Below are 22,092 nucleotides of genomic sequence, written 5' to 3' on the forward strand. Positions count from 1 at the left end.
TGCCACGAGGAAAACCCGCGCACATCGCAATTTCCTTGTATATGTTGCATTTTTTGCAACAAGGTTGTTTCAGAACCATCAAGTGCGCATGGACATGCGAACGGCCGCCAAGCTCATGGCTTGGCGGCCGTTCAGGGACACCGTTCGGGGGAGGCTGTCCTAATGCACGCTTTCAGGTGTAAAGAAGAACTCTGCGTTCGCGCGGATGTAGTCTGTCCACTCATCCGGCAGGTCGTCCGAGTAATAGATGGCTTCTACCGGGCACACGGGATCGCAGGCGCCGCAGTCCACGCACTCGGACGGGTGGATGTACAGCGACCGCTCCCCCTCGTAGATGCAGTCGACGGGGCATTCCTCAAGGCATGCCTTGTCCTTCACGTCGACGCAGGGCTGCGCAATCACGTAGGCCACGGTTCAGACCCCTGTGTAGACGGTCTTGCCCCAGGTGTAGAACTCCAGGGCGGAGCGTCCCTGCTCGCGGAACGTGTTGGTGGAGGAATCCTTGACCCCGCCGAAGGGAACGTTCAGGTCCAGGCCGGCGGTGGGCCGGTTGACCTTGATGACCCCGGCCTGGGCCCGGGCCGCGAAGTCCGTGGCCACGCCAAGGGAGTCGGTGCAGATCCCCGCGGTCAGGCCGTAGCGGGAATCATTGATGGCGGCGAGGCCTGCCTCATAATCGGGAACCTCAAGAACTGCCACCACGGGGCCAAAAATCTCCTCGGTCACGGCAGGATCGTCGAAGTCCAGGCCGGTGAGCACCGCGGCCGGAAAGAACAACGCGCCGGAGGGATCGCCGTCGTACTTTCCATGCAGGAGGTTGGCACCGCGTTCGACGGCGCCGCGCACCGCTGCCTGGTCCTGCTCGAACTGCTGGGGACTGACCACGGCACCCATGGCGGACTCGAGGCCGTCACCCGGCGTGTATTTGGCGGCCTCTGCCACCAGCGCGTCGAGGAACGCGTCCCGGATCCCGGGCGTGACATACACCCTCGACGTGGCGGTGCAGGCCTGGCCGGTGAGCCCGAAGGCGCCCGCGGCCACCACCTGGGCGGCCTTCACCGGGTCCGCGTCGTCGAGGACCAGGACGCCGTTCTTGCCGCCCATTTCCAGTTGCACCCGGGCACGCCGGGCGTGCAGGATCTCCTGCAGTCCCAGGCCCACTGTGGTGGACCCGGTGAAGGACAGCCCGGCGATCCGCCGGTCGCGGGCCAACGCGTCTCCTACCACGCGGCCCTTGCCATGGACCACGTTGAACACGCCGGCCGGCAGGCCCGCGTCCTGCAGCGCCCGGGCCAGGTGCGTTGCCGACAGTGGCGTGAGCTCGGCGGGCTTCATCACCACCGTGTTGCCGCTGATCAAGGCCGGGGCGGCCTTCCAGGCCGGGATGGCAATGGGGAAGTTCCACGGGGTGATCAGGCCGACCACCCCCAGCGGTTCACGCCGGGTGGTGATCGTAGTGTCCGGCAGTCCGCTCGGCAGCACTTCGCCGGTGGCGGCCCACCCCAGGGAACCGAAGAAGCGCAGCACGTCCGAAGCCCGCTTTACCTCACCCTTGGCCTCGGCCAGGGTCTTGCCCTCTTCGCGGACCAGGTCCCCGGCGATGGCGGCCTGGCGTTCGATCAGCAGGTTGCCGGCAGCGATCAGGATCGCGCCGCGGGAGGGGCCGGGCAGGGCTGCCCAGGCCGGCTGGGCGGCCGCCGCCGCGGTGATGGCGGCGTCCACCTCCTCCGCGGTTCCGCTGGGGGACAGCGCGGCCAGCTCGTCCGGCCGGGCCGGGTTCATGCGCCGGGTTTCGGCGGAGCCCAGCCACTGACCGTTGATGAGGTGCCGGGCGGTGATAGGTGCGGTGGGATCCAGTGCGGTGGTGGGTTCCAGTGCGGTGGAGGTCATGGCATTCCTTAGGGTCTGGTGGGGGCTAGAGGCTGCGGATGAGGCCGCCGTCGCAGCGCAGCGCCACGCCGGTGATGTACGACGCCGGCGCGCTGCAGAGGAAGGCGGCGGCAGCACCGAACTCGGCGGGCTCGCCGTAGCGGCGGGCGGGGATGGTTTTGCGGGATTCGAGCTGGATGTCCTCCAGCGTGCTGCCGCGGCGTTTTGCGGCTGCCTGGTCCAGTTCGGTGACGCGGTCCGTGGCGATCCTGCCGGGCAGGAGCAGGTTCACGGTGACCCCGTCCAGCGCGACCTCGGCCGCGAGGGTTTTCAGGTAGGCGGCCAGGGCGGCCCGGCCGGTGTTGGAGATGGCCAGGTTGGGCAGCGGCGCCGCGACGCCGCTGGACCCGATGGCCAGGACCCGGCCCCACCGCCGCTCCCGCATGCCCGGCAGGGCACGGGACACCAGCGCATGCTGGGGTTTCACCAGGGTGTCGAATGCCGCGGCGATGTCGTCGGCGCCGAGGCTCGCGGCGGCGCCCGGTTTGGGGCCTGGCCCGTTGAGGACGAGGATGTCGATGGGGCCCAGGTTCGTTTCAGCCTGGTCGACGGCGGAGCTCACGCCTTCCGGGGTGGTGAGGTCGGCTTCGACCGCGGTGGCCTCGAACCCGGGGACACCGGTGCAGGCGGCCTGCAGCTCCCCCACGATTTCCTTGGCCCGCACTCCGCGCCGGCCCACGATGGCCACCTTGGCCCCTTCCGCCGCGAGGGCGCGGGCCACCGCGAGGCCCAGTCCGCCGGTGGAGGCCGCCACCAGGGCGGTCCTTCCAGTGATTCCCAGGTCCATCAGAAACTCCCCGCCGGCTGCGTGGCCTGGGCGGCAGCCTCCAGTGCCGCTGCCGCTTCCGCCAGGTGCGTATGCATGGCAGTGCGCAGCTTTTCGGGATAACCGGCGGCCGGCGCGCGGACGCCGGCGTCCTTGATCCAGCCGCGCTCCCGGAGGCATTCCTTGCGGATGGCAAGCGCCACTTTCGCCTGCTGCTCGAAGTTGATCAGCGGCAGGTACGGCAGCAGCTCCCGCTTGGCAGCCTCGTAACCATCTTCCTGCCAGGCCCGGACGCAGGCGATGAGCGCCTCGGGGTAGGAGAACCCCGTCATCGCGCCTGCCGCGCCCGCCTGGAGTTCATCCAGCAGCCCCTGCCCGCCGAGGCCGCCGAACACGGAAACCCCGACGGCGGCGGTCAGTTCCGCGATGGCCACGCTGGTGGGCGGCGCCTCGGCCTTGACCGCGATGACCGAACTGCACGCTGACACCACCGCGATCAACGCCTCCGTGGAGATGGCCACGCCGCTGGCCAGCGGGTAGTCCTGCAGCACCATGTTGGCGCCGGTGGCGCGGTGGATGGCGTCCAGGTGCGCGGTCACCACCTCCGGCTTTGGCGAGTTCGCCTGCACCATCACGGCGGCAAGGCGGTTGCCCGCGACCTCCTGCGCGGCGCGGACTTCCTCGATGGCCGGCCGGGTGGCCAGCGCGGTGACCCCCACCACCAACGGCAGGGAGGTGCATTCGACGGCGGTTTCCAGCACCTGGCGGCGCTCCCCGGGCGTCAGCGCGGCTGCTTCGCCGAAGACGCCGAGGACGGTCAGGCCGGTGGCGCCGATGGCCTCGTAGCGCTCCACGACCTCCGAGAGGCTGTCCAGGTCCACATCGAGCGTGCTGCCCTGGAAGGGTGTGGCAACAACGCCCCACACGCCGGGCGTGAGTGTCTCCCGCATGGGATGCTCCTTTCCTTGTCGTTCCTGCAGCGTCAGCGCCCGGGCCACACCGGCGGGCGCTTTTCCTGGAAAGCGCGGACGCCTTCGGCGGAATCCTCGCTGTCCAGGGCGGCCATGAGGGCGGGCAGCCGGAGGCCGCGCGCTTCGGCGGCCGCCAGGTGCCCGGTCCGGGCGACCATCTGCTTGACGGCCCGGACCGAGGTGGGGGCGCAGGCGAGGATCTGGTCCAGCCAGCGCTGCACGGCGGCGTCGAGCTCCTCCGCCGGCACCACCTCGTTGACCAGGCCCATGGCCTGCATCTCCGCGGCGCCGGCCTTCCGGCCGGTGAGCAGCATGCCCATCGCCTGGGTGTAGGGGACCCGCCGCACCAGCTGGTGGATTCCGCCGTCGAGCGCCAAACGCCCAACCCGGGGCTCCGTCAGCCCGAACTTTGCGCTGTCCGCTGCCACCACGATGTCGGCGCCCAGCACGATTTCCATCCCGCCGCCCAGGGCATAGCCGTTGACCCTGGCGATCACGGGAAGGTCCAGGGTGGTGCGCAGGCTCAGGCCGCCGAACCCGTTGGGGTCCAGGCCGGCCCAGTACTCCAGGCCGGTCTTGTCCACGGCGGCCGCGGACATGTCGGCGCCCACGCAAAAGGCACGCGGGCCTGCCCCAGTGATGACAACGGCGCGCACGTCCGGGTCAGCCTCCAGCTGGTCCCAGATGGCGTTGAGCCGGTCCTGCGCGGCGCCGTCCACCGCGTTCAGGACGTGCTGCCTGTCGATGGTCACGGTTGCGACGCCACCGGTGACGGTCAGGGTGACCTGGTCCACCTTCTCTTCCGTGGAGACGCTCACCGCAGGACCCCCAGCTGCTGCAGGCGTTCGATCGTTTCCGGATCAAAGCCGTTTTCCAGCAGGACCTCCACGTTGTGCTCGCCCAGCCGCGGTGCCACGCGGCGGATGCGGGGCGGGGTGGCGGAGAGCCGGATGGGGGCGTTGAGCATTTTCACGGTGCCCACGCCCGGGTGGTCGGCTTCCACGATCATGCCGTTGGCCTCGGTCTGGGCGTCCGCGAGCGCCTGTTCCAGCGTGTGGACCGGGGCGTTGAGGAGCCCGTGTTCCTCGAGCTTCCCTGTCCAGTATTCGGTGGTGTCCGCGGCGAACCGTTCGCGGAAGATGGCCTGGAGCGCGGGCTTGTGCTTGAACTGCTGCTCCAGGGTGGCGAACTCCGGGCGCTGGGGGAGGTCCTCATCCAGGCCGAGGGCCTCGGAGATGCGTGCCAGCGGGTCCGGCGTGAAGCCGCCCACCATGCAGACGGCGCCGTCGGTGGTTTCGAAGACGCCGCTCAGCGGCATGGCGCCCCAGTTGACCTCGTAGCCGCGGTTGAGCTGCATGCAGGCCTCCTGCATCTGCAGGTGCAGCATGGAGTCGTACATGGTCACCTCCACCTTCTGGCCGATGCCGGAGGTTTCCCGGGTGCGCAGCGCCAGCAGGATGCCCTGCATCAGGTGCATGCCGGTGATGTAGTCGCAGAGGGTGGTGGGGTAGATGCCCGGCTTCTGGTCGTCGGATTCGCGCCGCCACATCACGCCGGAGTACGCCTGGGCGATGGCGTCCTGGCCGCCCTTGTGCGAGTAGGGTCCCACCGGGCCGAAGCCGGTGCCCGAGGCCCAGATGATGCCGGGGTTCTCCTTCGTGATTTCCTCGTAGCCGAAACCCATGCGCTCCATCACGCCGGAGCGGAAGTTGCTGACCACCACGTCCGCATCGGCCATGATGGCGTGCAGGACGTTGCGGCCTTCCTCGGTGCGGGTGTCGATGGAGACGCTGCGCTTGTTGCGGTTGATGGACAGGAAGATCGGGTTGTCCTGGCCGTCCTTGTCCGGGAAGGAATTGCGGGAGATGTCCCCCGCGCCCGGGCGTTCCACTTTGATGATGTCCGCCCCGTAGTCCCCCAGCAGCTGGGTGCAGGACGGGCCCATGAACACCTGGGTGAAGTCCACCACCTTGATGCCGTCCAGCGGCAGCGGGATTGCCGGCCGCGCACCTCCGGCGAGGGGCGCCGCTTCGGCGCGTGCCGCCGTCGTACGTTCTTCTGTCTGGTCCAGGATCACGGTGCTCATGCCGGCACCGCCGCGTCGGCGTCCAGGGTGGCGTTCGACGACGGGACATCGCCGGGGTCAGCGCCGTGCCGGCGCATGCCCTGCTGGATGTCCGCTGCCGCCACGTCGCGGACCAGCACGCCGGATTCGACGGCGAGCGCGGCGGCGACGCCGACGGCCTGGCCCATGGCCATGCAGGGCGGGATTTCGCGAGACATTTTCTGCGCCTCGGGGGTGGCGGAGTAGTGGCGGCCGGCGACGAGCAGCTGGTCCACTTCCTTGGGCAGCAGCGAACGGTAGGGGTAGTAGTAGTCGCGGCCGCGGGCCACGCTGTCCTGGAAGTGCCGGCGCTGGGTGACATCGTCCTTGGTCATGACGTATTCGCCCTTCAGCAGGCGGGTCTGCCGGACACCCATCTGGGAGGCGACGTCCAGCATGTAGCACTTTTCGAAGCCGGGGAGGTTGGCGCGGACGTACTCCACGGCCTCGGAGATCCTGTCCCGGGCGGCGAACTCGGCGGCGGTCATGTCCGCGGGGTCGACGCCGTCGAAGCCGGTCATGTGCGGGGCGTTGCACCAGACCACGCCGTCGATGGGGGTCTTGAGCCACCACAGTTCCCAGGCTCCGCCGAGCAGGCGCTTGATCTTGCGGTTGATGGCGCGGGCTTCCCTGGGGTTGGCCTGCTCGAAGGCTTCGGCGGCGGCGGTGTCCACATTGCCCAGGCGGAACACCAGGGTGGTGAGGTAGTTGTCCTTGGCGTAGCTGGCGCCGGCGCGGGAGGCAACGTCGATGTCGCCGGTGGTGTCGATGACCACGTCCGCCATGAACGCCTGCGGCCCAAGCTTGGTTTCACAGACCACGCCCTTGATCACGCCGTTGTCCACGATGGGGCGGGAGAACCAGGAGTGCAGGCGCAGGTCCACGCCGGCTTCGCGGACCAGGTCGTTGGAGACCCGCTTCCAGCCGTCGGGGTCGAAGGCTGCGGCGTAGCAGATGGGCTTGGGGTTGGTGTGGGAGTGGAAGTCGAAGGTGCCGTAGCGGCCCCATTTGTTCCAGAGTTCCTCGGAGGTGCGGCGGTCCTCGGCGGGCGGGACGATCGCAAGGCCCAGCTTCTGAAGGCGTTCCACGTATTCGGAGACGATGCCGGTAACGGTGATGTCCTGGCCGTTGATCATGTCGTCCAGGACCAGCACCATGCCGCCGGAGGCCAGGCCGCCCAGGGATGAGTAGCGTTCCAGGAGGGTGACTTTGGCGCCGGAGCGGGCGGCGGTGACGGCGGCGGCGACGCCCGCGGGGCCACCGCCCACCACCAGGACATTGGAACGGGAGATCACCGGTGCGGTGAGGTCCGCGGTCGTGGTTCTCAGGTCCAGGGACCCGTTTTTGGGCGCAGTGAAGGGAGGCGTGTTGTTCATGGAGGGGTCCTTACTTGCCGACGAAGATGCCGTTGGAGCGGCGGGCGGCGAGGTAGAAAACGATGCTGAGGATGGACAGGGCGGCCACGTAGACCGGGAAGACCCAGGTGAGGTTGAGGGACTGCAGCCAGACCAGGAGGTAGGAGGCGGTGCCGCCGAAGACGGCGACGCCGATGCCGTAGCCCAGGGCCACGCCGGTGCCGCGGATGTTCTTGGGCATCAGGGAGGAACTGACCACGTTGTAGAGGGTCATGTTCAGGACCAGGACGATCGAGCCGCCGAGCAGGACCGCCGCGAAGCCGCCAATGCCGGGCTGGACGTACAGGAGCATCAGGAAGACGGACGGGATGGCCAGGATCCGGGTGACCAGGAACCAGCGGGACATGGACCGGCCATCGGCCAGCTTGCCGATGATCCAGCTGCCCGCCACCAGGATGATGCCCAGGACGGTGGTGAGGGCGAAGACGGCGGTGGGGTCTTCCTTGAAGCCGCTGCGGGCAGCGCTGGGCAGGCCCACGTTCCAGGCGTAGTTGTAGGCCTGGGCCGCGCCCACCACGAAGATGATCGCCAGGACGGAGAGCCAGTGCTTGCCCACGCCGGACCAGACGGTCTTCGCCGTGCTGGTGGCACGTTCCTCTTCCTTCAGGGTTTCCGGCAGGGAGCGGCGCAGGTAGAGCACCACGAAGCCGAAGAGGGCGCCGATGATGAACGGGACGCGCCAGCCCCACTCCCCCATGGCCGCGCCGCCGATGGTCAGGCTGCAGACGAAGCTGACCAGGGATGCCAGCAGGATGCCGATGTTGACGTAGAAGGACATGATGCCGGCCACGTAGCCTTCGCGGCCGGCGGGGGCCAGTTCCACCGCGTGGGAGGTGGACAGCGGGGCTTCGATGCCGGTGGAGATGCCCTGCAGGACGCGGCAGGCCAGCAGGATGATGCCGGCCCAGGGTCCGATGGTGGCGTAGCTGGGGGTGATGGCGATGACCAGGGTGGTGCCGGCCATTAGCATGATGGACAACAGCATCACGCGGCGCCGGCCGATGCGGTCCGCGAGCGTTCCCAGCAGGATGCCGCCCAGCGGCCGGAAGGCGAAGCCGACGGCGAACACGGCCAGGGCGTTCAGCGTGGCCGAGAGGGGTTCATCGTTGGGGAAGAAGTTGGGTCCGATGAAGGCGGACAGGAGGCCGAAGACCATCCAGTCGTACCATTCCAGGGCGTTGCCCAGGCCAAGGCCCAGCAGGCCCTTGCGGACTTCGGGGCTGAACCTTTCGCGGTTGCGGGGGGATGAGGTGGTGGAACGCGGAGACGGGACTGCGTTGTCCGTCGCTTGCATGTCGAGCATGGGGATGTCCTTACGCTCACGCCCGGAGGGCGTGGGAGGGTATGACGCAGCAGCGCCTGATGGGTCAGGCGCGTGATGCGAAGGTGGCAAGGAGTGTCGGCGGCCACGGGGTGTGTCCGGACAGTTAGGGGTCAACGCGGGTTCCGGCGGGGACCGGATCGCCTATAACGCGTGTGGTGCGTTGACCCAGACGGCTACGCATACCTCTTCGTAGCTGTTCTTGTACCAGTGCGGGATCTCCGAGGAGTACGTGATGGAGTCGCCCTCCTCCAGGCTGTAGCAAACGCCGTCCAGGTAGACGTCCTTGCGGCCCGAGATGATGAAGCAGAACTCCTCCCCGCTGTGGGTGAAGGGTGTTGCGCTGGTGTCATGGCCCGGGGGCGTGCTGATCCATTGCGCTTCGATGGTGCCGTCGCGGTCCGGGGTCAGCAGTTCATGGACTGCCTCCCCCACGGATTCGCGGGTGACGTTCTTCAGGTTGCGCCGTTCGGATTTCCGGACGACGGGGGATCTGGATTGGTCCTGGCCGATGAAGAACCTCCCGACGGGGATGTCCAGTCCATGGGCCAGCTGGGCCAGTGTAGTGAAGGACGGATTGGCCATGCCGCGCTCGATCTGGCTGACGATTGCCTGGCTGAGTCCGGTGATCTCCGAGAGCTTGGCGAGGGTCATGCCCTTTTCCTTGCGCATGCTCCGCACCTTGTTGCCGACGGTGGCCAGCAGTTCGCTGGTGGCCGGCGGGGCGGTGGTGCTACTCTCGGTGGTCATCGATTGTCTTTCACTGGGTGAGCTAACTCACATAACTATAGTGAAGAAATCGCGCCCGTCAACGGATTTTCTTAACTATCGTGAAGAATCTTCTTCCTGGCCGTGTGAAGTCGGGCCCAAAGACACAGGTCAAGGCACAGCCCTTCCCTGCATACTTGCGGCATGGACGAACAGCCCGCACGCAAACCGGACCGGATCCTGCTGGCGATTGTCGGCGTCGTGGTGGTGCTGGTGGCCGTGGCACTCGCCGTCGTCTTCTCCCGCGGCGGCCCGGCGCCACTGGACGAATCCAGCCCGGCGGGCGTGGTCCAGCGGTACAGCGCCGCGGTGATCGACGGCGACACGGCAACGGCGGATTCCCACCTCACCGACGCCGCGCGCACCACCTGCCGCGGTTCCTACCCGGGCGCGCCCCGGCCGACGCGCGTGGTGCTGATTTCGACGACGGAGCGCACCGATACCGCCACGGTGCGGGTCTCGCTGGTCCAGACCTCCCAGGGCGGCCCGTTCGGTTCGTCAGAGTATGAGTCGGAGGACGCCTTCTCACTGATCAAGGTGAAGGGACGATGGATGATCGACCAGGCCCCGTACCCGCTGATGTCCTGCACGGGAATACCGGTGAAGCAATGACATCGCCCGTGGCCACCACTCCCCCGGCAGCGCCCGCCGGCGGAACCCTGGCGTCCCTGCGCCGCCTGATCCTGTACGTGCTGCTGTTCGCCCTGGTGGTCATCGCCGCCTCCGGCCTCAGCGGCCTGCTGGAACGGCTGTTCACGTCAGCCTCGGTCCTGGTGTCCGGCGGTGTGGCAGGGCTGGCACTGTCGCTGGCCTTCACCCTGATCGGCGGCCCGCTGGCTCTGCTGCTGTGGTGGTTTGTGTGGCGGCGGCTGGACGACGCGTCGGAGCGGACCGCCGCCGGGTGGGGTTTCTACCTGACAGCGATGTACGCATTTTCGCTGATCCTTTACACCACCTCGTTCCTGGATCTTCTTTCCTCCCTCATCGGCAACGGGAAGACCGCATGGGCGTCGCCACTGGCCAACGGCCTGGTCTGGGCCGGCATCTGGCTGTGGCACCGGTGGATGTGGAAGCACCCCCTCAAGCCGTCGTCCCACCTTGAGGACGTGCGCGCCGTCGTCGGGTCGGTCTTCGGCCTGCTCGTCGGCGCGGGCGTCGCGATCGCCGCCCTCAGCGCACTGCTGGACGTCGCCATCCGGGGCTTCCCGCTGACCGCCGCCACTGAGCCGTGGTGGTACCCGGTGCTGCGGTCGCTGGTGTGGGCGGCCGGCGGAGCCGTGGTGTGGTGGTGGCACTGGTTCCGGGAAGGCGGCCGCCGCTTCCAGACCGGCCTGGTTGACGCCACGGTCATCGCTGTCGGCATCTTCGTTGCGGGCCTGGCGGCATTGGGCGGCCTGGGCGTGGCGCTGTTTGTGCTCCTGCGGCTGGCCTTCGACCGCAGCGACCCGCAGAACCTGCTGCTGGAACCACTGGCGCCTGCCATATCGGCGGCCCTCATCGGCGCTTTGGTGTGGCGCTACCACCGCACGCTCTCCGTTGCACGCTCCGCCAGGACCAGGCGCGCCAGCCTCCTGGTGACGTCCGCCGTCGCCCTGGCTGCGGCGGCATCGGGTGTGGGCGTGGTGGTCAACGCACTGCTGGCGGCCGCCGTGTCGCCGCTGGCCGGCGGTGGCACGCGGACCCTGCTGCTGGGCGGCATCAGCTCCCTCGCGGTGGGCGGCCCCGTGTGGTGGCTGTCCTGGAAGCCGCTGCACCAGCCGCGGACCGCCGCCGGCATTCCACCCGGCCGGCGGGTGTACCTGGTGGCGTTCTTCGGCGTCAGTGCGGTGGTGGCGCTCATTTCGCTGCTGGTGATCGGCTACCGGCTCTTCGAGTTCCTTCTGGGCGACGTCTCCGGCGGCAGCGTGGTGGATCGGATCCGGGCGCCGCTGGGGCTGCTGGTGGCCGCCGGGCTCGTCGCCGGGTACCACTTTGCGCTGTGGCGGCACGACCGCGCGCTGCTGGCGGCAGAGGCGCCTGCCGGCAGGCGGGTGATCGAGCGGATCACGCTGGTTTGCCCGCGGCCGGCGAATGTTGCGGACTCCGAAGCGCTGGTGCGGGGCGTCGCTGAGGCGGTTGGCGGGGCGAAAGTGACGGCGTGGTGGCGGGCGGACGACGGCGGGGCGGCGCCTGGTGCGGCGGCAGGCGCGGCACCAGGCGGCGCGGCTCCTGCAGGCGCGGCGGAACCGGTTGCGGACGTGATCCGGCGGGTGGCAGCTGCGGTGGACCAGGCTGCCACGGCGGGCGCTGCGGCACGGCACCTCCTGGTGGTCCTCGGGCCCGATGCGCAGGCGGACGTCATCCCGCTGGCGGGCGGCGAGCGCAGCCGCTAGCCGGACCTCCCTCCGCGAGATGGCACCTCGCGGCAGTCGCAGGCCTCAACATTGCCGTGATCTGCCACCTCGCGGGATGGCGGGGCGTCAGGAGACTCCGGCGAGGACGCCGTCGATCCGTTCCAGCAGCCCGGGCCAGCCGTTGCCCATGCCCTCGATGGCCTGCCGTCCCATGGGGGTGTCCAGGCGGAAGCCGGCGTGTTCGTGGTGAAGCACGGTCCCGCCGTCCACGGACTCCAGCCGCCAGGTGATGGTGGTGTCCAGCATGCCCTCGGAAAAGAGAAAGCTGATTGATGTGCCGGGGTCCACGGTGAGGACCTCGCACTGCTGCTGGCCCCAGGCGCCCATGTCCATGGTGAAGCGGTGGCCGGCAACGGGTGCGATGTCGCCCGGCGCCCACCAGCGGGCCAGCAGTTCGGGCGTCGTCAGCGCGGCCCAGACAGCGGGTGCGGGGTGCGGGAAGCGGCGCTCGAGCCGGATGGCGTTCTCGGTCATGACGGTTTCTCCTCGTCCAGAAGGTCTGCCAGGGCATCCAGCCGCTGGTTCCAGTAATGCTCGAAGTGCTTCACCCACCCGCCGACCTCGGCCAGGCCGGCAGGCTGGAGGTGGTACACCCGGTTCCTGCCCCGCCGTTCCTCCCGGACCAGGCCGGCCTCCCTGAGCACAGCAAGGTGTTCGGAGGCCGCGGGCCGGCTGAGGTCCAGCAGGCCCGTAAGTTCACCGGCCGTTCGCGGTCCTGCACGGAGTTCGTCCAGGATGGTGCGCCGCGCCGGATTGGACACGGCGGCGAAGGCATCGGGAAGCACCCCTGAAGTATAGGTCGGAAATTTCCGACATATCAAGGAGGCGTCGTCAAGCGGATCTACTTAACGTTGCTTAAGCATTTAAGGCTTCATAAGGTGACGGTGTTCACAAAACGGTACGGCCACCAAAGGAGGTGGGAGCAGTGGATACGTCACTGGCAACACGGAAGACCACCGGGTTCGTGTCCGCCGCTTCGGTGGCCCGGGCAGCGGGAGTCTCAGCTGCCACCGTGTCCTACGTCATGAACGGCAAGACCGGCGTCTCACCCGAAACGCGCCGCCACGTCTTGTCGGTGGCCAACGAACTCGGCTTCCGTCCCCGTACAGGCGGACCTGTCCTCGACCCCCAACGGACCCGGGTCATCGGTCTGGTGCTGCCCAACATCGTCAACCCCATGTACACCCGCTGGGCGCAGGGCGTCATCACCGCCGCCGCGGACGCGGGGTACGAAGTCTTCACAGCAACAACCCAGGATGATGCCGACACGCTTGGCCAAATTACGTCCACGTTGGCCACACGCAACGTGGATGGGGTGATCCTCGCAGCGGCTTTCAGGAAGGATGCCACGGCGCTGCGGATCCTGCGGACGGCGAGGATACCGTTCGTTTACCTGTCCAGGCGGTCCACGTACTTGGAGGGAGACTTCGTCGGAATCGACGACGTCGCTGCCGCCTCGCTGATCATGGAACACATCCTCGCCCACGGGTACAGGGACGTTGCCACCGTGATCGGACCCTGGCTGTCCAGTGCGTCTCTTGCCCGGGAACAGGGCTTCATCCAAACCGCGTCGAAAGCGGGCGTCAGCATCCCCAGCGGATGGAAGATCAGCACGCACCTGAACAACACGGGCGGCCGTGCGGCCGCGGCCCGGCTTTTCGCGTCGAAGGACGGGCCGCGCGCTGTGGTCTGCGGAAGCGACGAGATAGCCATCGGCGTCATGGAGTATGCCCTCTCCCGGGGCCTTCGCATCCCTGAGGACGTTGCCGTGACCGGATCCGACGGGCTCCCGCACAGCATTTCCGGCCTTATCAACCTGACCACCATCATCCAACCGCAGCAGGAAATGGCAAACGAAGCCTTCGCCATCCTCCTCAAACGGATGGAAACACCATCGACCCTCTACCAGTCACTCGTCTGTGCACACCAGCTCCACATCGGCAGGACCTGCGGCTGCAAGCCTGCCGCGACCCTCTAGACCATTTCCATACCCCTACAGCCCTTTCTACGCACCCAATCCCCGGTGGTACTGGCGCCGTGCGCCCTTTTGCCGCCCGAACCTGAGGAAAGCCATGCCCAATCCCAGCAAAACGGCGATGCGATCGCCGCAGGAAATCAGCAGCCTCATCCTGCGCAAACTCATGCCCCTGCTCATCATCGCCTACATCATGAGCTTCCTGGACAGGACGAACATCGGCATCGCCAAAGAGCGGCTGGAAGTCGACCTTGGCATTTCGGCGACGGCGTACGGCGTCGGTGCCGGCTTATTTTTCCTGACCTATGCGCTTTCCGAAATACCCTCCAACCTCATCATGCACAAGGTCGGGGCGCGCTTCTGGATCACCCGGATCATGGTCTCCTGGGGCCTGATTTCCGCCGCCATGATGTTCGTGCAGAACGAGTGGTCCTTCTACATCATGCGCATGCTGCTGGGTATCGCCGAAGCCGGCCTGTTCCCCGGAATCATGTACTTCCTGACGCAATGGTTCGTGCGGAAGGACCGGGCCAAAGCCAACGGCCTCTTCCTCCTGGGAGTCTCCTTCGCCAATATCCTGGGCGCTCCGCTCGGCGGAGCCCTGCTGAACATGGAAGGCATCGGCGGCCTGCACGGCTGGCAGTGGATGTTCCTGATCGAAGGGCTCCCGGCGTGCTTCCTGGCCATCGTCGTGTGGAGGATGCTGCCGGACCGGCCCACGCAGGCGAAGTTCCTCACCCATGAGGAAGCAACTGCCCTCGAAGCCCGGATTGCCGCGGAGGACGCCGCCGGTGCTGCCGCTTCGGGGACGCACCGGATGGCGGGCGTCTGGAAGGACAAGCAGATCCTCCTGGTAGTAGGCATCTATCTGAGCGAACAGATCGCCGTCTACGCCCTGTCGTTCTTCCTGCCTTCCATCATTGGGACGTACGGCAAGCTGTCCTCATTCCAGATTGGCCTGCTGACCGCGATTCCGTGGATCTTCGCAGCCCTGGGGTCCTTCTTCATCCCCCGGCATGCGACCACCGGCACCAAGGCCCGCAAGCTCGTCAGCACCACCATGATCGGCATTTGCGCAGGTTTCATCCTGGGTGCCGTCGCCGGTCCGGTCATAGGCCTCATCGGCTTCTGCCTCGGCGCGTTCTGCTTCTTTGCGATGCAGCCGATCCTGTTTACGTTCCCGGCAAGCCGGCTGAGCGGTTCCACCCTGGCTGGCGGCATCGCCTTCGTGAACACCATCGGCCTTTTCGGCGGCTTCCTCGGCCCGTACGTCATGGGCTACATGCAGGACGCCACCGGCAGCAAGCTCTCCGGCCTCTGGTTCGTCGTCGCGGTGTGTGCCGTTGGCGCGTTCCTGTCCTTCTTCCTGAAGTACGGCGAACTCGATGAGCAGAAGTCGGAATCCGACGCCATGGCCGTCCCGGCCAACTAGCCAAACCCGAGGCAGGAGATGAGCATGGATTTTTCCGGTAAGAGAGTACTGGTCACGGCCGGTGCCAACGGGATCGGGCTGGCGATCGCCACTAAATTCAAGGAACTGGGCGCCAGTGTGTATGTGACCGACATCGACGCCCGCGCAGTGGAGGCGGCCCGGAAGTACGGCTTCAAGGCAAGCATCTCGGATGCCTCCAACGAGGAGGACGTCAAAAGACTAATGGCCGCCGTCCGCACGGAACTCGGCGGCCTGGACGTCCTGGTGAACAACGCCGGGATAGCAGGGCCAACCGGACCGGTGGATTCCCTGGACAGCGGGTCATGGACCAGGACCTTCGACGTCAACATCCACGGCCAGTTCTACTGCGTAAAGCACGCACTGGGCATGCTCCGCCAGGGGACCGAGCCTGCCATCGTCAACCTGTCCTCCGCCGCGGGCAGGCTGGGCATGGCCGGCCGAAGCGCCTATTCCGCGTCGAAATGGGCAGTGGTCGGCTTCACCAAAACACTGGCCATCGAACTTGGCCCCGAGGGGATACGGGCCAACGCGATTTGCCCCGGGGCGGTGGACGGGCCGCGGATCCAGGCAGTCATCGCGGCGAAGGCGGACATGCTCGGCAAGCCCGCGGAAGAAATTGCCGCGGTCTACAACAAGCAGTCCTCGATGCAGCGCATGGTCACCGCCGAAGACATCGCGAACATGGCGGCCTTCTCCGCCAGCAGCATGGCCCGGAACGTTAATGGCCAGGTGCTCGCGGTGGACGGCAACACTGAAAAGCTCTACTAGGCAAGGACAGACAATATGGCACAGCGAAAAGTCATCATCACGAGCGCCGTCACGGGCGCCATCCACACCCCGTCCATGTCCCCTTACCTCCCGGTGTCCGCGGAGGAAATCGCCGACGCAGCCATCGGGGCCGCCGAGGCCGGTGCGGCGATCGTCCACATGCACGCCCGCGACCCCCGCGACGGCCGCCCCTCGCAGGATCCGGAGCACTTCGCGCCAATCCTGGAAAAGCTCAAGGCCAACACCGACGCCGTCATCAACATCACCACCGGCGGTTCACCCCACATGACCGTCGAAGAACGCATGCAGCCCGCCTCGATCTTCAAGCCGGAACTGGCATCGCTGAACATGGGGTCGATGAACTTTGGCCTCTACCCCATGCTGGAGCGTTTCCAGGACTTCGAGCACGAGTGGGAGCGGGAGAACCTGGAGAAAAGCCGGGACCTCGTCTTCAAGAACACCTTCCAGGATATTGAGACCATCCTGGGGATCGGCAACGACAACGGAACGCGGTTCGAGTTCGAGTGCTACGACATCTCGCACCTGAACAACTTGGCGCATTTCCATTCCCGTGGCCTCGCACGAGGTCCCCTCTTCGTCCAGTCGGTCTTCGGCCTGCTGGGCGGCATCGGCGCCCATCCAGAGGACCTGATGCACATGCGCCGGACAGCGGACCGGCTGCTCGGCGACCAGTACGAGTGGTCCATCCTGGGTGCGGGCAGGAACCAGATTCCGCTCGCGACCATCGGCGCCGCCATGGGATCACATGTGCGCGTTGGGCTGGAGGACTCCCTGTGGATTGGTCCGGGCCAGCTGGCCAAGACCAACGCCGAGCAAGTCACCCGCATCCGGACCATCCTGGAGGCGCTTAACTTTGACGTCGCCACCCCGGACGAGGCCCGCGAGATACTCCAGCTGAAGGGCAAGGAGCACGTCGGCTTCTGACCCGCCCGGTCAGCCTTCGGACGCCGCGCCGCGCCGGCCTGCCCTGTGGCCCGCCCAGAACGCGACCAGCAGCAGGCCGGCGACGGCAATGGCGATGCCGGCCTGCGCCCCCTCTGTCACGAAGTCCCCGCCGATGGTTTTGACGGGGGTGTTGCCCAGCGGCGCGTGGATCAGAGTGAAATATGCCTCCCTGTTGCTCCACGCGATCAGCGCCCCGGCCAGCACCGCGGCGAGGCCCAGCAAAGGCACGACGGCGGCGCGGACGTTGGCGCGTCTGGACGGCGGGCGTTGGTCAGGTGTGTTGTTCTCCCCCATGGGTGCGAGTCTAGCCGGGCCGCGGCAGCCGGATTAGGCTGGGCGGATGTTGACCATCGGAACGATTGTCCTCGGCGTCAACGACGTCGCCGCCGCCACCGCCTTCTGGCACGCCGCCCTCGGCTACGTGCCCCGCGAGCCCGGTGACGACACGTGGGTGACCCTTGCGCCGGCGTCGGGCCCCGGAGCCCACCTGTCCCTCATGCTGAGCGAAACCCCGGTCCAGGCCTACCCGCGCATCCACTTGGACCTGTACGCGGACGATCAGGCCGCCGAGGTGGAACGGCTGCTGTCAGTGGGTGCCAAGCGCGTGGACTGGGACCTGTACCCGGACGATCCCGACTTCATCGTCCTGGAGGATCCGGACGGCAACCGGTTCTGCGTCATCGACAAGGGCCCTGAGTAGAACCAAATGGAAGTCGTCACCATCGAGACGCCCCAGCTGGGCGACCGCACCTACCTGGTCCATGACGGCGAGGTGGGAGTCGTCATCGACCCGCAGCGGGACACGGACCGGGTGGACAAAGCCGTGGCGGAAGCCGGCGTGCGGATTACCCACGTGGCGGAAACACACATCCACAACGACTACGTCACCGGCGGCCTGCAGCTGGCCAGGGACCACAACGCCGCCTACCTGGTCAACGCCGAGGACGACGTCCCCTACCAGCGCCAGCCGATCTCCGACGGCGACACGATCCAGGTGGGACGGATGGTCCTCAAGGCGGTGGCCACCCCGGGGCACACCCACCACCATCTCTCCTACATCATCACCGACGGCGCGCGGCAGGCGGTGTTCTCGGGCGGCAGCCTGCTTTACGGCTCGGTGGGCCGCACCGACCTGGTCAGCGAGGAGGACACCGTACCGCTCACCCACCACCAGTACGCCTCGGTACGGCGCCTCGCGGAAGTGGCGCACGGGGAGGCCGGGCTCTACCCCACCCACGGCTTCGGTTCCTTCTGCTCGTCCGGCCCTGCCAGCGCTGTGGAGTCCTCCACCATCGGCGAGCAGCTGGCGGAGAACCACGCCCTGACGGACCCCGACGAGGAACACTTTGTCCGTGAGCTCATCCACAACCTCACGGCCTACCCCTCCTACTACGCCCACATGGCGCCCATCAACCTGGCCGGACCCACGGCGCCGGACCTGGAACTGCCGGATTCGGTGGGCGGAGAGGAGCTGGTGTCCCGGCTGGAACGGGGCGAATGGGTGGTGGACCTGCGGAACCGCATCGCCTTCGCCGGCAACCACCTCAGCGGCAGCGTCAGCTTCGAGTACGGCGACGGCACCAAGTTCACCGCGTTCCTGGGCTGGGTCCTGCCGTGGAACGAGAAGCTGACGCTGGTGGGCGGACGCCGGGACCTGGAGGACGCCATCCGGGACCTGTCCCGCATCGGCATCGACAACCCGGACGCGGCCATCGGTGCCGGGCCGGCAGAGCTGGCGCCCGGGGCGGCCACCTCCAGCTACGACAGCGTGGGCTGGCAGGAGGTGCTGGACAGGCCGCAAGGAGATCCCATCCTGGACGTCCGCCGCACCGACGAATTTGAAAAGTCCCACATCCAGGGCGCCGTGAACATCCCGATCCATGAGCTGCTGCGGCGGATGGATGAGCTCCCCGCCGGGCGGCTGTGGGTGCACTGCGGCTCCGGCTACCGCTCAGCCGTGGCGGCCAGCCTCCTCCAGCGCGCCGGCCGGGACGTCGTCCATGTCGACGCGAACTTCCGCCGCGCGGAGAAGGCCGGACTCACGCTGGTGCGTCACCGCTGAGGAACCCACGACGGCGGGTGGGCGCCCGCCGTCGTGCGCCCTGGACAGTGTCCGCTTCCGGGGCAGTGCCCGCTTCAGGGACAGTGCCATTTTCCGGGACGTTGGGCCCTACGCCCGCCGCGCGGGACGCGGCACAGTGGTGAGGGCCGGATCCGAACACCCCGAGGAGGCCCATCATGGCCAGCATCTACATCCCCTACGGGACCACAGAGGGCCAGACGGCACGGATCGCCGAGTTCATCGCTGACGTGGTCCGCGCGCACGGCCACGAGGCTGACGCCGTGGACATCAAGGACGCCGGGGACGCCATACCGGGGCGCTGCGATGCCGTGATGGTCGGGGCGTCGGTCCACATGGGCAAGCACGAGGAGTACGTCAAGGACTTCGTCCAGAAGAACCGGGACGTGCTGGACCGGCTGCCCTCCGCCCTGTTCTCCGTCAGCATGGCCGCCCACGGCGACACGGAGAACGCCGAAAACTACGTCGAGGCGTTCGAGCAGGAGACAGGCTGGCGGCCGGCCCAGGTTGGCTTGTTCGGCGGCGCGCTGCTGTATACGCACTACGGATTCATCAAGCGCCTGGTCATGAAGAAGATCGCCGGCGACAAGGGCCTGGCGGACACGGACACGTCGCGCGACTACGTGTACACCGAGTGGGACGGAGTGAAGCGCTTCGCGGAGGACTTCCTGGCGCGGCTGTAGCCGGTACCCGGTGTTGCTGGCACAGTGGCCCAATGAACGCGGCACTCACACCCTCCCGCCGGCCCGGCATCCGCGCCGCGATGTTCGTCGATTTCGACGACGTTTTCACGGGCCTGCAGGCGCTGGACCCGCAGGCGGCGAAACGGTTCGCTGAAGACCCCAAACACTGGGCCGACGCGCTGTCCGGCGGCGGATCTGGCGAGGGTGCCCGGCGTTTCCTGATCCGCAACTGCTACCTCAACCCCATGGTCTATTCGAAGTACCGCACGTACTGGACCCGTGCCGGGTTCCGCGTGATCGACTGTCCGTCCCTGACTCAACGTGGAAAGAGCAGCACGGACATCAACCTGGTGCTCGATGCGATGGACGCGCTCTCCGGGAGCGGCGGTATCGAGGAGTTCTTCATTGCCTCGGCCGATGCCGACTTCACCTCCCTGATCCAGCGGTTCCGCGCGGCTGACCGCATGACCACCGTCATCGCGGCCGGTGCGGTGGCCTTCGCCTACCGGGAGATGGCGGATCATGTGGTGGAGTCCCACGATTTCGTGGCGATCCTCAACGGCACCACCGCTGAACCCGTGCACGCTGTTGCCTCCCCGGAGCAGCAGGCGGCTGCGGCGGCGGCCCAAGCCAAGGCCAGAACCCACTCGCCGGCCATCCGCGAGGTGGCGGAGTTTGTCCGGACTGCGCCGGGCCCGGTGGTGGGTGCGATGGTGGCCCACCGCGCGCTGACCGCGGATCCCTCGCTGAAGACGGACTGGGGCGGCTTCGGCAAGTTCGGGACGTGGGTTTCGCAGATCGGCAAGAACGTTGAGTATTCCGCGGCCCAGGGCGGCTGGGTCTGGGACTCCAGGCGTTTCTCCTTCGAGGATGTTCCGGTCCCCGCCGCTGTACAACCGGGCGTCGAGGAGCGGGTCACCCGCGTGACGGACGTGCCGGCGCTGTCCGCCGCACAGTTCCGGCAAATCTTCCAGGCCATGGCAGAGCGGCTACGGGAACATCCACCCCTCAGCCGGACCGAACTGTCCCGCCAGGTGCGGGACGATTGCGTCAACGCCGGGCACCCGGTCTCCCGCAGTGCCGTCAGCTTTGTCCTGCAGGGCCTGGCCTACGCCAACGTCCAGCTCAGTGACCAGGCGACAGCCGAGGAGTTGGCGGCAGCCTGGACGGAAAACGTTGAAGAACTCTGCCGCGTGGCTTTACTGGAATTCGACGCCGCAGAAAAGCAAGCAGTGCGGCGCTGGGCCAGTGGAGGCCTCCTGGACACCTGATCCGCTGTCACAGCGGGCAACCGGTACATTTGAGGCGATGATTTCCATTGACCGGGATGATCCCGCACGCGCCGATGTCCACCGGCTCCTGAGCGAGCACCTGGCGGACATGTTCGCCACCTCGCCGGCCGAAAGTGTCCACGCCCTGGACCACTCCGCCTTGTCCGCGCCGTCCATCACGTTCTGGACCGCCCGGGAGCAAGGAAACCTTTTGGGGTGCGGCGCACTGAAGCTCCTCGAAGGGCCGGCCGGGGCGGCAATGCACGGCGAGATCAAGTCCATGCGCACCGCGGCAGGGGCGCGGGGCCGCGGCGTGGCCACCCTCATGCTCCGGCACATCCTCGACGACGCCCGGAACCGCGGCCTTGAGCGCGTCTGCCTGGAGACGGGCACCGAAGAGTATTTCGCTCCTGCCCGGCGGCTGTACGCAAGGCACGGCTTCACTGAATGCCCGCCCTTCGGCGGCTACGTCCTGGACCCCAACAGCGTGTTCATGGAGCTGCGGCTGCAGGACTGAACCCGGCACTTAGGAGACGTACGACGGCGGGTGGGCACCCGCCGTCGTACGCTTCCTTTTCGTCACGGGCTCGCAGCGCGACGCTAGACTTCGCCCCGCCAGCCGCCGGTTTCGGTGCCGCGGGCTTCGATGAAGTCCTTGAACTTCCGCATGTCCGCCTTGACCTGCATCTCGTCGATCTTCAGTGCCGCGCCGGCCTTTTCCGTGGCCGTTTCCGGCGCCCATTCAAAGTGGACCTTGACCTTCGTGTGGCCGGCATCCAGCGGCGTGAACCTGATGATGCCTGCGTGGGACTTGCCGTCGGTGCTGCGCCAGGCAATCCGGTCGTCAGGCGCCTGGTCGACGATCTCGGTGTCGAACTCGCGGTGGACGCCGCCCACGTTGGTGACCCAATGGTTGGTGGTGTCAGTCAGCTGGGTGACCGATTCGACGCCGGACATGAACCGCGGGAAGGATTCGAACTGGGTCCACTGGTTGTACGCGGTCCGCACCGGTACATCGACTTCAACGGTCTCTTCAACCTCTTGAACGCGTGCCATCTGCTTCCTCCTTATGATGGGCGGCAGCAACAGCGGACTGGCAGCACTTGCCATTCCTGCCAGTCAGGCAGCCGCCACTTTTGCACGATAGATCCGGCTGCCACCCGTGTCCAGACCTCGCGTTGACTCATTGAAAACATCCGCGTAGTCCGATTCGTTGCCTCATTTGAAAA

The 22,092-nt window shown here is 67.3% G+C and carries 24 protein-coding genes; 11 read left to right on the forward strand and 13 right to left on the reverse strand.

What is annotated here, in order from left to right:
* Nucleotides 1–159: 159 nt before the first annotated feature.
* The 9 genes from fdxA to ACYSM9_RS15445 all read right to left on the reverse strand — a co-directional run bounded on the left by fdxA (nt 160) and on the right by ACYSM9_RS15445 (nt 9,256).
* On the reverse strand, nt 160–411 hold the full coding sequence (gene fdxA / locus ACYSM9_RS15405; protein WP_461857829.1) for a ferredoxin: 252 nt from the start codon (nt 409–411) through the stop codon (nt 160–162).
* Nucleotides 412–414: 3 nt separating this feature from the next.
* Nucleotides 415–1,890 carry an aldehyde dehydrogenase family protein gene (locus ACYSM9_RS15410; RefSeq protein WP_461857830.1) on the reverse strand — a complete coding sequence of 492 codons (1,476 nt, stop codon included), beginning with the start codon at nt 1,888–1,890 and terminating at the stop codon, nt 415–417.
* A 25-nt stretch (nt 1,891–1,915) separates the two neighbouring features.
* Nucleotides 1,916–2,716 carry an SDR family oxidoreductase gene (locus tag ACYSM9_RS15415; protein WP_461857831.1) on the reverse strand — a complete coding sequence of 267 codons (801 nt, stop codon included), beginning with the start codon at nt 2,714–2,716 and terminating at the stop codon, nt 1,916–1,918.
* A complete protein-coding gene (locus tag ACYSM9_RS15420) occupies nt 2,716–3,645 on the reverse strand; it encodes a dihydrodipicolinate synthase family protein (RefSeq protein ID WP_461857832.1) in 930 nt (309 codons plus the stop codon). The genes ACYSM9_RS15415 and ACYSM9_RS15420 overlap by 1 nt, the downstream gene beginning before the upstream one ends.
* Before the next feature lie 32 nt (nt 3,646–3,677).
* Complete coding sequence (locus ACYSM9_RS15425; protein ID WP_461857833.1) at nt 3,678–4,484, reverse strand: enoyl-CoA hydratase-related protein; 807 nt, start codon at nt 4,482–4,484, stop codon at nt 3,678–3,680.
* Nucleotides 4,481–5,752 (reverse strand): CaiB/BaiF CoA transferase family protein, encoded by a 1,272-nt coding sequence (locus ACYSM9_RS15430; protein ID WP_461857834.1) that lies wholly within the window; start codon nt 5,750–5,752, stop codon nt 4,481–4,483. Before ACYSM9_RS15430 ends, ACYSM9_RS15425 begins: the two co-directional genes overlap by 4 nt.
* A complete protein-coding gene (locus ACYSM9_RS15435) occupies nt 5,749–7,146 on the reverse strand; it encodes an FAD-dependent oxidoreductase (protein WP_461857835.1) in 1,398 nt (465 codons plus the stop codon). Before ACYSM9_RS15435 ends, ACYSM9_RS15430 begins: the two co-directional genes overlap by 4 nt.
* 10 nt (nt 7,147–7,156) lie before the next feature.
* On the reverse strand, nt 7,157–8,488 hold the full coding sequence (locus ACYSM9_RS15440; RefSeq protein ID WP_461857836.1) for an MFS transporter: 1,332 nt from the start codon (nt 8,486–8,488) through the stop codon (nt 7,157–7,159).
* Nucleotides 8,489–8,650: 162 nt separating this feature from the next.
* The gene (locus ACYSM9_RS15445) at nt 8,651–9,256 is read right to left on the reverse strand and encodes a helix-turn-helix domain-containing protein (protein WP_461857837.1); all 606 of its coding nucleotides are present in this window, start codon (nt 9,254–9,256) and stop codon (nt 8,651–8,653) included.
* A 162-nt stretch (nt 9,257–9,418) separates the two neighbouring features.
* Between ACYSM9_RS15445 and ACYSM9_RS15450 the strand changes: the two genes are divergently transcribed.
* Together ACYSM9_RS15450 and ACYSM9_RS15455 are read left to right on the forward strand one after the other, a co-directional pair.
* Nucleotides 9,419–9,886, forward strand: a complete 468-nt coding sequence (locus ACYSM9_RS15450) for a hypothetical protein (protein WP_461857838.1) — start codon at nt 9,419–9,421, stop codon at nt 9,884–9,886.
* Entirely contained in the window at nt 9,883–11,646 is a 1,764-nt protein-coding gene (locus tag ACYSM9_RS15455; RefSeq protein WP_461857839.1) for a DUF5671 domain-containing protein, read from the forward strand. Before ACYSM9_RS15450 ends, ACYSM9_RS15455 begins: the two co-directional genes overlap by 4 nt.
* 87 nt (nt 11,647–11,733) lie before the next feature.
* Here ACYSM9_RS15455 and ACYSM9_RS15460 read toward each other — a convergent pair whose 3' ends face one another.
* Together ACYSM9_RS15460 and ACYSM9_RS15465 are read right to left on the reverse strand one after the other, a co-directional pair.
* Nucleotides 11,734–12,141, reverse strand: coding sequence for an SRPBCC family protein (locus tag ACYSM9_RS15460; protein WP_461857840.1), 408 nt, complete (start codon nt 12,139–12,141; stop codon nt 11,734–11,736).
* On the reverse strand, nt 12,138–12,452 hold the full coding sequence (locus ACYSM9_RS15465; protein ID WP_461857841.1) for an ArsR/SmtB family transcription factor: 315 nt from the start codon (nt 12,450–12,452) through the stop codon (nt 12,138–12,140). The genes ACYSM9_RS15460 and ACYSM9_RS15465 overlap by 4 nt, the downstream gene beginning before the upstream one ends.
* Nucleotides 12,453–12,592: 140 nt before the next feature.
* Here ACYSM9_RS15465 and ACYSM9_RS15470 point away from each other — a divergent pair, with 140 nt between their 5' ends.
* The 4 genes from ACYSM9_RS15470 to ACYSM9_RS15485 all read left to right on the forward strand — a co-directional run bounded on the left by ACYSM9_RS15470 (nt 12,593) and on the right by ACYSM9_RS15485 (nt 16,808).
* Nucleotides 12,593–13,645, forward strand: coding sequence for a LacI family DNA-binding transcriptional regulator (locus tag ACYSM9_RS15470; RefSeq protein ID WP_461857842.1), 1,053 nt, complete (start codon nt 12,593–12,595; stop codon nt 13,643–13,645).
* Between the two features lie 94 nt (nt 13,646–13,739).
* On the forward strand, nt 13,740–15,074 hold the full coding sequence (locus ACYSM9_RS15475; protein ID WP_461857843.1) for an MFS transporter: 1,335 nt from the start codon (nt 13,740–13,742) through the stop codon (nt 15,072–15,074).
* Between the two features lie 24 nt (nt 15,075–15,098).
* Nucleotides 15,099–15,863 (forward strand): SDR family oxidoreductase, encoded by a 765-nt coding sequence (locus tag ACYSM9_RS15480; protein ID WP_461857844.1) that lies wholly within the window; start codon nt 15,099–15,101, stop codon nt 15,861–15,863.
* 15 nt (nt 15,864–15,878) lie between these two features.
* Entirely contained in the window at nt 15,879–16,808 is a 930-nt protein-coding gene (locus ACYSM9_RS15485) for a beta-keto acid cleavage family enzyme (protein ID WP_461857845.1), read from the forward strand.
* Between the two features lie 9 nt (nt 16,809–16,817).
* Here the strand turns inward: ACYSM9_RS15485 and ACYSM9_RS15490 are convergent, their stop codons facing one another.
* On the reverse strand, nt 16,818–17,123 hold the full coding sequence (locus ACYSM9_RS15490) for a hypothetical protein (protein WP_461857846.1): 306 nt from the start codon (nt 17,121–17,123) through the stop codon (nt 16,818–16,820).
* A gap of 46 nt (nt 17,124–17,169) precedes the next feature.
* On the opposite strand from ACYSM9_RS15490, the gene ACYSM9_RS15495 reads away from it, so the two are divergent.
* The 5 genes from ACYSM9_RS15495 (at nt 17,170) to ACYSM9_RS15515 (ending at nt 21,380) form a co-directional block, all read left to right on the forward strand.
* On the forward strand, nt 17,170–17,529 hold the full coding sequence (locus tag ACYSM9_RS15495) for a VOC family protein (RefSeq protein WP_461857847.1): 360 nt from the start codon (nt 17,170–17,172) through the stop codon (nt 17,527–17,529).
* Nucleotides 17,530–17,535: 6 nt separating this feature from the next.
* Entirely contained in the window at nt 17,536–18,891 is a 1,356-nt protein-coding gene (locus tag ACYSM9_RS15500) for an MBL fold metallo-hydrolase (RefSeq protein WP_461857848.1), read from the forward strand.
* 176 nt (nt 18,892–19,067) lie between these two features.
* On the forward strand, nt 19,068–19,592 hold the full coding sequence (locus tag ACYSM9_RS15505) for a flavodoxin domain-containing protein (protein WP_461857849.1): 525 nt from the start codon (nt 19,068–19,070) through the stop codon (nt 19,590–19,592).
* A 32-nt stretch (nt 19,593–19,624) separates the two neighbouring features.
* Entirely contained in the window at nt 19,625–20,863 is a 1,239-nt protein-coding gene (locus tag ACYSM9_RS15510; RefSeq protein ID WP_461857850.1) for an NYN domain-containing protein, read from the forward strand.
* Nucleotides 20,864–20,900: 37 nt separating this feature from the next.
* Nucleotides 20,901–21,380: a GNAT family N-acetyltransferase gene (locus ACYSM9_RS15515; protein ID WP_461857851.1), complete on the forward strand. Its 480-nt coding sequence runs from the start codon at nt 20,901–20,903 to the stop codon at nt 21,378–21,380.
* Between the two features lie 83 nt (nt 21,381–21,463).
* Here ACYSM9_RS15515 and ACYSM9_RS15520 read toward each other — a convergent pair whose 3' ends face one another.
* Complete coding sequence (locus ACYSM9_RS15520; protein WP_461857852.1) at nt 21,464–21,919, reverse strand: SRPBCC family protein; 456 nt, start codon at nt 21,917–21,919, stop codon at nt 21,464–21,466.
* Nucleotides 21,920–22,092 lie beyond the last annotated feature (173 nt).

The sequence above is a fragment of the Arthrobacter sp. C152 genome (assembly GCF_054890965.1).

Bases quoted from the DNA above. Each gene is read 5' to 3' on its own strand.
- ACYSM9_RS15510 (WP_461857850.1), top strand. From the start codon at position 19,625: ATGAACGCGGCACTCACACCCTCCCGCCGGCCCGGCATCCGCGCCGCG.
- ACYSM9_RS15445 (WP_461857837.1), bottom strand. From the start codon at position 9,256: ATGACCACCGAGAGTAGCACCACCGCCCCGCCGGCCACCAGCGAACTG.
- ACYSM9_RS15500 (WP_461857848.1), top strand. From the start codon at position 17,536: ATGGAAGTCGTCACCATCGAGACGCCCCAGCTGGGCGACCGCACCTAC.
- ACYSM9_RS15430 (WP_461857834.1), bottom strand. From the start codon at position 5,752: ATGAGCACCGTGATCCTGGACCAGACAGAAGAACGTACGACGGCGGCA.
- ACYSM9_RS15415 (WP_461857831.1), bottom strand. From the start codon at position 2,716: ATGGACCTGGGAATCACTGGAAGGACCGCCCTGGTGGCGGCCTCCACC.
- ACYSM9_RS15450 (WP_461857838.1), top strand. From the start codon at position 9,419: ATGGACGAACAGCCCGCACGCAAACCGGACCGGATCCTGCTGGCGATT.
- ACYSM9_RS15410 (WP_461857830.1), bottom strand. From the start codon at position 1,890: ATGACCTCCACCGCACTGGAACCCACCACCGCACTGGATCCCACCGCA.
- ACYSM9_RS15490 (WP_461857846.1), bottom strand. From the start codon at position 17,123: ATGGGGGAGAACAACACACCTGACCAACGCCCGCCGTCCAGACGCGCC.
- ACYSM9_RS15455 (WP_461857839.1), top strand. From the start codon at position 9,883: ATGACATCGCCCGTGGCCACCACTCCCCCGGCAGCGCCCGCCGGCGGA.
- ACYSM9_RS15435 (WP_461857835.1), bottom strand. From the start codon at position 7,146: ATGAACAACACGCCTCCCTTCACTGCGCCCAAAAACGGGTCCCTGGAC.
- ACYSM9_RS15515 (WP_461857851.1), top strand. From the start codon at position 20,901: ATGATTTCCATTGACCGGGATGATCCCGCACGCGCCGATGTCCACCGG.
- ACYSM9_RS15485 (WP_461857845.1), top strand. From the start codon at position 15,879: ATGGCACAGCGAAAAGTCATCATCACGAGCGCCGTCACGGGCGCCATC.
- ACYSM9_RS15440 (WP_461857836.1), bottom strand. From the start codon at position 8,488: ATGCTCGACATGCAAGCGACGGACAACGCAGTCCCGTCTCCGCGTTCC.
- ACYSM9_RS15420 (WP_461857832.1), bottom strand. From the start codon at position 3,645: ATGCGGGAGACACTCACGCCCGGCGTGTGGGGCGTTGTTGCCACACCC.
- ACYSM9_RS15520 (WP_461857852.1), bottom strand. From the start codon at position 21,919: ATGGCACGCGTTCAAGAGGTTGAAGAGACCGTTGAAGTCGATGTACCG.
- ACYSM9_RS15505 (WP_461857849.1), top strand. From the start codon at position 19,068: ATGGCCAGCATCTACATCCCCTACGGGACCACAGAGGGCCAGACGGCA.
- ACYSM9_RS15460 (WP_461857840.1), bottom strand. From the start codon at position 12,141: ATGACCGAGAACGCCATCCGGCTCGAGCGCCGCTTCCCGCACCCCGCA.
- ACYSM9_RS15475 (WP_461857843.1), top strand. From the start codon at position 13,740: ATGCCCAATCCCAGCAAAACGGCGATGCGATCGCCGCAGGAAATCAGC.
- ACYSM9_RS15480 (WP_461857844.1), top strand. From the start codon at position 15,099: ATGGATTTTTCCGGTAAGAGAGTACTGGTCACGGCCGGTGCCAACGGG.
- ACYSM9_RS15495 (WP_461857847.1), top strand. From the start codon at position 17,170: ATGTTGACCATCGGAACGATTGTCCTCGGCGTCAACGACGTCGCCGCC.